This is a genomic window from Alkaliphilus peptidifermentans DSM 18978, assembly GCF_900101495.1.
Classification (GTDB): Bacteria; Bacillota; Clostridia; order Peptostreptococcales; family Natronincolaceae; genus Alkaliphilus_C; species Alkaliphilus_C peptidifermentans.
Window position 1 is genome coordinate 1 of the sequence record NZ_FMUS01000055.1, and the last position, 8,189, is coordinate 8,189.

At 32.5% G+C, this 8,189-nt stretch carries 7 protein-coding genes and 1 pseudogene; 1 reads left to right on the forward strand and 7 read right to left on the reverse strand.

All coding sequences use genetic code 11. The features are described from left to right. The 7 genes and pseudogenes from BLP68_RS20925 to BLP68_RS20955 all read right to left on the reverse strand — a co-directional run. On the reverse strand, nt 1-226 hold a 226-nt coding region (locus BLP68_RS20925), incomplete at its 3' end, for a hypothetical protein (protein WP_330389259.1). 275 nt (nt 227-501) lie between these two features. Beyond that, nucleotides 502-1,239 carry a hypothetical protein gene (locus tag BLP68_RS20930; protein ID WP_091547685.1) on the reverse strand — a complete coding sequence of 246 codons (738 nt, stop codon included), beginning with the start codon at nt 1,237-1,239 and terminating at the stop codon, nt 502-504. 263 nt (nt 1,240-1,502) lie between these two features. Beyond that, complete coding sequence (locus BLP68_RS20935; RefSeq protein ID WP_091547686.1) at nt 1,503-2,144, reverse strand: alpha/beta hydrolase; 642 nt, start codon at nt 2,142-2,144, stop codon at nt 1,503-1,505. Between the two features lie 242 nt (nt 2,145-2,386). Beyond that, a complete protein-coding gene (locus tag BLP68_RS20940; protein ID WP_091547688.1) occupies nt 2,387-3,112 on the reverse strand; it encodes a hypothetical protein in 726 nt (241 codons plus the stop codon). Nucleotides 3,113-4,096: 984 nt separating this feature from the next. After that, nucleotides 4,097-4,792 carry a methyltransferase domain-containing protein gene (locus BLP68_RS20945; protein WP_091547689.1) on the reverse strand — a complete coding sequence of 232 codons (696 nt, stop codon included), beginning with the start codon at nt 4,790-4,792 and terminating at the stop codon, nt 4,097-4,099. A 230-nt stretch (nt 4,793-5,022) separates the two neighbouring features. Further along, nucleotides 5,023-6,078: pseudogene (gene xerA, locus BLP68_RS20950) on the reverse strand (site-specific tyrosine recombinase/integron integrase). Between the two features lie 273 nt (nt 6,079-6,351). Then, nucleotides 6,352-7,584 (reverse strand): serine hydroxymethyltransferase, encoded by a 1,233-nt coding sequence (locus tag BLP68_RS20955; RefSeq protein WP_091547691.1) that lies wholly within the window; start codon nt 7,582-7,584, stop codon nt 6,352-6,354. Nucleotides 7,585-7,777: 193 nt separating this feature from the next. Between BLP68_RS20955 and BLP68_RS20960 the strand changes: the two genes are divergently transcribed. Next, nucleotides 7,778-8,189 (forward strand): threonine/serine exporter family protein (locus BLP68_RS20960; RefSeq protein ID WP_143003143.1); only part of this gene is annotated, 412 nt, incomplete at its 3' end.

Consider the following 8,189-nt stretch of genomic DNA (forward strand, 5'->3'; position numbering starts at 1 on the left):
TATCTTTCTTTTCAATTCTTAGAAAATATTTTGTCCTATTATTGTTGCTAATTTCTTCTATCGCTAATAGAAGGTTCTTCATTGATTCATCTATTGTATGAGTCTTTAAATCTTGAAGGTAATACATGATTTTTGAATTTGAAAATAGCTGATGATGAGTATCCAAATCACTAACTATATGGTCACGTATAATCAAACGTTCTGTTTCCAATCTTATAAAACTCATTTATTCACCCCTTAAATATGTATAGTTATTGTTACGCACTTTCTTACTATTGTGTACTATCTCTTCTTTTCAATAGACCCCAAATAAAATCTCCGATATCACTATTTCCTATAACGTCTCCGTGTTTACGACGTCCCTGAGCCGGACCCTAAAGTTAGACCGTCTTGGCGGAGCTTCGTTCCCGGTGAAGGGATGTGGTGCGCTGACCATTCCCTTTAAACGTGCAGCCCGCACCTCCCGTGAACACATTGTTATGCGACGATTGACTGTTATTTTCATATTTCAGCAAGTTCAACTTCTGCTTCAATCCATTTTATATCTGTTAATGATTTTTCTATAAACTGCTGTTTTTTACAACTATTTGTTGATATATTTTTTTCTATAATAAGTTTATCTTTTATTTCTGTTATCTCATCACACTCAATACTAGTACCATCAGTCAAAATTACTATAAATTTGAACTTTGGTAAATATCTTATGTAAAAATTTTTTGAGTAACTCATTCCTATTATAGTTAAAGTTATACTCGAGACAATAAAAAATAAACCGATTGATATACTTTTGTCTAAATAAAATCCTATAACGTACAAAATTCCAATCGTAAACATAGCTGACATAGGAAAATTTATAGTTAATAAAAGGTTTCTAGCTTTTTTAAACGATTCGAGATTATTTGCTATTAACTTGTTTTTGCTCGTTTTATATAAATAAAACGCTAATAACAGCGACTCAACAATTATCATAGCAGTAAAAATCATTAATAGGCTATCAAAATAAAACTTCATATTTAGAATTAATAACAATATACCAAAATGTACAAGTATACCTATTTCAAATACAAGTATATTATAAACTAACCAAGTAAGTGTATTGAGAACCCAATTGCCCCTATATTTATTATATGGTTTACAATTTGAATATACTTTATCAGTAAATTTCTCTTTTAGAATTACAGTCAGAATAATAGTTACTATTGGCATTAGTGCAGCTAAAACTGCTAAAAAATTTTCCACATTATGTTCCTCCCTAAAAGTTATATATTGTCGCATAACGTCTCCGTGTTTACGACGTCCCTGAGCCGGACCCCAAAGATAGACCGCCCTGGCGGAACTTCGTTCCCGGTGAAGGGATGTGGTGCGCTGATCTTTCCCTCAAAACGTGCCCACCAGCACCTCCCGTAAACATGCTGTTATATGGAGTGACGACACCTTTCACTTCCACAACTATCCTCAAATATTGATACTGTATATTATTTCATTTTAGTTTTACATTGTTTTTAAGTTTCACATAAAATATCTTTGATAGATAAATACAAATCAGATGGGTTTTCAATCATAGGCATATGACATGACTCTTCAATAAAATAGAACTTTATTCTACTTAAAATCTCATCATCTAAATTTAAGTCTATAATTCTATTAGTATAATTTTTTACACCTCGATCGCCATAAATTCCAAAAATATTGCTTTCTGTGCCTTTTATGTATTCTGAGTAATCGAAATTTTCCTGTAATGACTCTATTAAACTACCTGTATAATATTCAATTTCTCTTTTAATCATTCTAGTAACTTTCTCGCCGTATTCTTCCATGTTTTTTGGCATTAATAAGTTCCTATAAAATGCTCCCGCGGATTTTATATTTGATTCAATAAAAATGACTTTATCACTCTGCATTTCAAATTTAGAAACTAACTCTAAAGCAATTATTCCACCCATACTATGACCAACTATAAAATCATAATCTTGATGTCTGTACTTATCAAAAACCCAGCTTGCTATATCTGATGTACTTTTAGCTTCTTTTATTATCTCGTGTGGATATTCGACATATGTGATATCCATATTAAATAAATAGCTTTTCATTTCTTTCCATATTTCATTCGTACAGCCTAATCCATACAAAAATAATCCTCTCATATAAATTCTCCTTCAAATTTAATATACTTTTTCGGAAATATGTACCTTTTTAAATCGATTTCTAATAATTAAACTCCAAAGAATAGCTCCGATATAGTCATTTCATATAACGTTCTGCGTGTTTACGACGCAACAATCCTATCGTTTTCCAGTTGTGTTGAAAACACGCTGTTATGCGACTTTGGCGTAATCAGCTACAAAGCCTAACTCAATAAAACCCTTATTCTGAAATCCCTTTCTCACTACTTTTCAATCACCCATTGTATACTTTGGGAATTAATATACTCTGTATACTCCTTAGTATCTAAATTAATTATAAATCTTTTGTATTCCCCTAGAAGAAATCCAAACCCTGTGCTACCTGTAGTACCATATACTAAGAATTTACCATCAGGTGAAAGTCCTTGCGGTGTATACCCTGTTGCACCAGATATATCACTTCTTACAAAACCACTATATTTTAAAATGCATTTATCTTTACCCTCAATGTTAATAAATATTGAATCATTCTTCTCATGTATATAAAAATTTTCGCTAACTAGATTGATATAATCCACATCAACATTAAAAACTCTATATTTATCATCTATTTTTATTTCTTTTGCTTTACGAAGATATTTAGGTTCTGATCCATCCATTGATAGTTCAAAAATAGACCATTCGCCATTATGCATAGCCTCGAATTCAATCTTCTTACTCTCAGTATAATATCTAAAATCAATTATATTATCATTAGACCCCCCTGATGATGTCATCCCTTTTCCTTTATGACTATAAATTAGAGTTTTATTTTTAAGGTTAGCATCGGACTTATATAGTTTTGAAATATGATCATCATCCTTCATAAGATAATAGATTTCACCTTCTAATTCATTAAGAATATTCACGTTTTTGCGATCTGTTAATTTAATATAAAATATTACTAAGACAACGCATAATACGGCTAAAATAATGCTCTTTTTCTTCATGCCTATACCTCCCAAAAGAACTAAATAATCTAAATATACTAGCTATCTGTTTTAATTAAGACCCAAGTAATCCACCCTGAAATGATTATGCCAATGTTGTATAACGGACGGGTGTTTGCGACGTTTCTGAGCCGGACCTCAGAGATTGACCTTCTTGGCGGAACTTCGTTCCCGGCGAGGGGATGTGGTGCTCTGACTTTTCCCTTGACACGTGCCTACTAGCACCTTCTGCAAACATTGTGTTACCAGATGCATCTAGCAGTAAATTTTCTACCTCGACAAAAAAATCATTTAATACCTTCTATTGTATATATATAAATAAGAACACCCAAACTCTTTATCACACTATCTTGTTTTTTTCTTTTCTCCGACACCAGTAAGAACTGACCCTAATAAATCGACTCTGTATACTTACTCTAGCAATCAAATCATTTTATAAAATCAATAATACTATTTGGTATTTAGGTCATTTATTATATGTAATCGAAATATATCTTTGCAAATGCACCTTGTTATATTTTACCATAATTCCGAGTAAAATTTTTGTTTCTTACACCGACACCCGAAAGTGCTGACCCTAATAAATCGAAACCCTCAAGCCCTACCCCGACAAGTTTTATTAACCTTCAAACCCCAACCTTAAAAACTCATTACGAAGCCTAGTCCTATCTTGTTTATTTCAATCACAACAAATTATCTACTATGTATAACCCCAGTTGATGTGTCTGGTAACGTTTCGTGTTTGCGACGTCTCTGAACCGGACCCTAAAGTCTGACCCCTTGGCGGAACTTCGTTCCCGGTGAAGAGATGTGGTGCGCTGACCTTTCCCTAAAAACGTGCCTACCAGCACCTTCCGCAAAAACATTGTTGTGCGATGTACCAACCGGTCCAGCCGCACGGCGGAGTCAAGGCTGGACAAATCTATATATAATATTACGCATTATAAGAAGAATGAGAAATAAATATTATGCTTATACCTTTCATTACTTTTTTCGTAAAATAACATGATGAAAGGATGCTATGGCTTTATATTCTTCCAATTCACTTGCCAGCAATTCCATTTTCAACATCTGCTCTTGCCATGTTTTATCTTTATGAATTTCTTGATTTTGCTGTAAATCCCAAAACGTTCTCATACCCAGAGTTCTTTCTATTTTAAATTTATCTGACCATTCTAATATTTCTGTATCTTCATAGTAGTTAATTTTACCAAACTGTTGTGAATTTCCATTCTTACCTTCTAATAATTTATAGGCATGTTCAAAATTATTCAATAACACTACCATCTGCATAACTCTTCCAGCCCTATTATGTTTTAAAATAGAAAGATAGCCATTGGTCTTCAATATCCTTGAAAATTCTTTAATAATTTTTTCTCTTTCACCTGCATACTCAAACACATTGTGACATAATATCACATCAAATGATTCATCTTCAAAATTCTTAAGCTCCCTATTGTCTCCTTTTATTTGTATATAATCATTTTCTGCGAATCTATCCCAAAGCATCTTTTCATCTGGCTCAATTGCTATAACATCATTATCTATAGCAAAATGATCAGCTGTCATACCATTTCCACTTCCAAAATCCAAAACTTTTTTATTATGTATGAATTTTAGTTGTTCCCATGTCATTTTCTTTTGTAATAGCTCCCAAGGAGGAATATCTTTAATAGTCATTCTTAACACCTCTTATTATCATTCTATATAAATAACTCTTCCTTCATGTTTTTCAACATATGAGTACTAGCAATCGTAGCTAGTTTCTCCAATGCTCCCGACGGCTGGAGCCCGGGAGTCCCCGCGGTTGGTATGTCGTACAACTACCAAATCTACGACAGTGTCGTATATATAAATGTATAGATGTTATATCTGGCGATGTGTCGTATATATTACTTATAGGTTACTTTTCAAAGTCTGTCCATTGGACTCATTATCTTTGTTAACGATTTTTTTGAAACATGGGTATAAATTTCTGTTGTCTTTGAACAATTATGTCCTAAAAGTTCTTGTATATATCTTAAATCTGTGCCATTTTCCAATAGGTGAGTTGCAAATGAATGTCTTAATGAATGGATTCCTACATCCTTATTAATACCAGCCTTTATAATCGCGTTCTTAAAAACGCGTTGTGCTGTTCTTTCAGTTAAAGAATTACTATTCTGTCCCTCGAAGATAAATTTCTCTGGTCTATATCTCTTGTAGTAATCCCTCAATTCCTTAAGAACAATTTAAGATAATAATGTATAGCGATCTTTTCTGCCTTTACCTTGACATACTTTTAAAAGCATCCTGTCACTGTCAATGTCTGTTAACTTAAGGTTAATTACTTCACTTACCCTTAATCCTGCAGAGTAAGTCAACATTAATAACAGCTTATGCTTAGGATTAGTAGTAACATCAAATATTTTCTTTACCTCTATTTCACTTAAAATTTGAGGTAACTTCTTTTCAACCTTAGGTCTAATTATTTTGTCAATACTTTCTATATCCTCTGTTATATATTGAAAGTAAAACTTAATTGAATTAATTGCTTGGTTTACATAGGAATGGGACAATCCATTTGAGTCTAATAAATGTAAAGTATATTTTTTCACCCAAAGGCTATTAATTTTCAATAAATCATAGTCGATATATTGAAAGAACTTCAAAAGGTGGCCTTTGTAAGACTTAATAGTATTTTTGCTATAGCCTTTTAGCTTTAAAGTATTAATAAACTCAGTTGTTTTCTCAGAAAATGGAATAGGAATACTTTCATATGTATTTGTCGTTTTAGAAAAGTTGTTAAACTTTTTACCTATAGCTTCTAACCTATTATATATATCCTTTGAATATTTAAATTTCCAGTATTTTAGATCTGGATCCCATTTTCCACCTCCCAGACCCTTAATTTCTTTCACTACTTCCATTGAATAAGGGAATGTAACTATAAGATTACCTGAGACTCTTTTTATTCTGAAATCCATATCATCTATCCACCTTCATTTTTGGTGCATAAAATACTCATTATTTCATTAAACTTTCTAGAAGCTAAAACAGATTACTTACATTTCCAAAAAATTTAAATTATTGTTTTTATTTCTACAAAAGCCATACATATCCTTTTATTATTTACAAATAATAACATATTTCATTTAAATAATTCTTTAAATTTTACTTATTTCTTTGGATAAAAAAACACCAACGCAAATTTAAAGTTGGTGTTTTTAGTGCTTAAGCAAAAGAATTGTTACTAATTTCTATTCATATAGCTTAAATTGACTACAAAGCTGTGTTACCATTTCAGAAGCTTCATTTAATTTTTCTGGATTATCTATTATAGTTGCCATAATTTCTGCAATTTTAACCATATCCTCTTCCTTCATGCCTCTTGTAGTTACAGCAGGTGTACCGATTCTAATACCGCTGGTTACAAATGGACTCTGTGGATCAAATGGTATGGTATTTTTATTAACTGTAATGCCTACTTCATCCAGTAGTTTTTCTGCATCTTTTCCAGTAATATTTTTATTTCTTAGGTCTATCAATAATAAATGGTTATCAGTACCACCCGATACAAGGTCAAAGCCACGCTTAACCAGCTCTTCTCCAAGTCGCTTTGCATTATTAATAACCTGTTGTTGATATCCTTTAAATTCAGGGCTTAAGGCTTCCTTAAAGGCAACGGCTTTAGCAGCTATAACATGCATTAAAGGGCCTCCCTGTAGACCAGGGAAAATTGCCTTGTCAATCATTTTAGCATATTTTTCTTTACAAAGTATTGCTCCACCCCTTGGTCCTCTTAATGTTTTGTGGGTGGTTGTTGTAACAAAATCAGCATATTCACATGGGTTAGGGTGTAAGCCTGCAGCTACTAAGCCTGCAATGTGGGCCATATCAACCATTAAATAAGCCCCTACCTTGTCAGCAATTTCTCTAAATCTCTTGAAATCTATAATTCTAGAATATGCGCTGGCACCAGCAACTATTAGCTTAGGGTTAGTTTCCTTTGCAATTCTTTCCACTTCATTATAGTCAATCACTTGTGTTTCTTTATCTACTCCATAGTCAACAAATTGATAATATGTACCTGATATATTTACAGGGCTTCCATGGGTTAAATGGCCCCCGTGGGATAAATTCATTCCAAGAACAGTATCACCTGGTTTTAAAATAGCAAAGTATACTCCTATGTTTGCATTTGCTCCTGAATGTGGTTGAACATTGGCATGTTCTGCATTAAAAAGCTTTTTTAAACGATCTCGTGCTAAATCCTCTGCAACATCCACTTCTTCACAGCCACCGTAGTAACGCTTACCAGGATAGCCTTCTGCATATTTGTTTGTTAGTTGGCTCCCCATTGCTTCCATTATTTCTTCAGTAACAAAGTTTTCAGATGCAATCAGTTCAATATTACCCTGCTGTCTTTTTGTTTCTTTTTGGATAACTTCATAGATTTCAGGGTCAGCTTTCTTCAAAAATTCAAAATTCATAACCACTTCTCCCTTCGGCTTTATCGATTTTTGACATAACATTATTATAGATTTTTTTCTAAAATATTACAAGTTATAATTCTTTAATATATAGTATTTGCTTAACATATCCTTTTTACAAGCATTTTTTAATAAAAAGAATACTATAATAGACATATATTTGGTATAATATTAGTATTTTGGAGGTGCTTTTATGAGTGTCGTTAATCAAAAAAAATTGCTGGTTATGGCGATTTATGCAGCAGAGATTATGTTACGGAGTGGTGCTGAAACCTATAGGGTTGAAGACACCATTATTAGAATATGTCGATCGAGAAATTTTCCTTATGTTGAAGCCTATGTCACCCTTACAGGAATTTTTATATCAGTTGATACCGATGGTGAAGATCTTAATGATATGATTACATATGTAAAAAGAGTTAATAAGAGGGTTATTAACCTTAATAAAATTGCTGAAGTAAATGACTTTTCAAGAAAATTTGTGGAATCAAATATGGCTATAGATGAAGCCATGGCTATTTTGAAGTCTATTGATGGTACACCTCCCTACCCTATAAAGATTCAGGCATTAAGTGGTGGTATTGCAAGTGGATTTTTTGCCCTTC

What these genes read in the sequence shown, in the direction of transcription:
- BLP68_RS20940 (WP_091547688.1), bottom strand. Translation starts at nt 3,112, where the DNA reads ATGAAGAAAAAGAGCATTATTTTAGCCGTATTATGCGTTGTCTTAGTA.
- BLP68_RS20935 (WP_091547686.1), bottom strand. Translation starts at nt 2,144, where the DNA reads ATGAGAGGATTATTTTTGTATGGATTAGGCTGTACGAATGAAATATGG.
- BLP68_RS20955 (WP_091547691.1), bottom strand. Translation starts at nt 7,584, where the DNA reads ATGAATTTTGAATTTTTGAAGAAAGCTGACCCTGAAATCTATGAAGTT.
- BLP68_RS20945 (WP_091547689.1), bottom strand. Translation starts at nt 4,792, where the DNA reads ATGACTATTAAAGATATTCCTCCTTGGGAGCTATTACAAAAGAAAATG.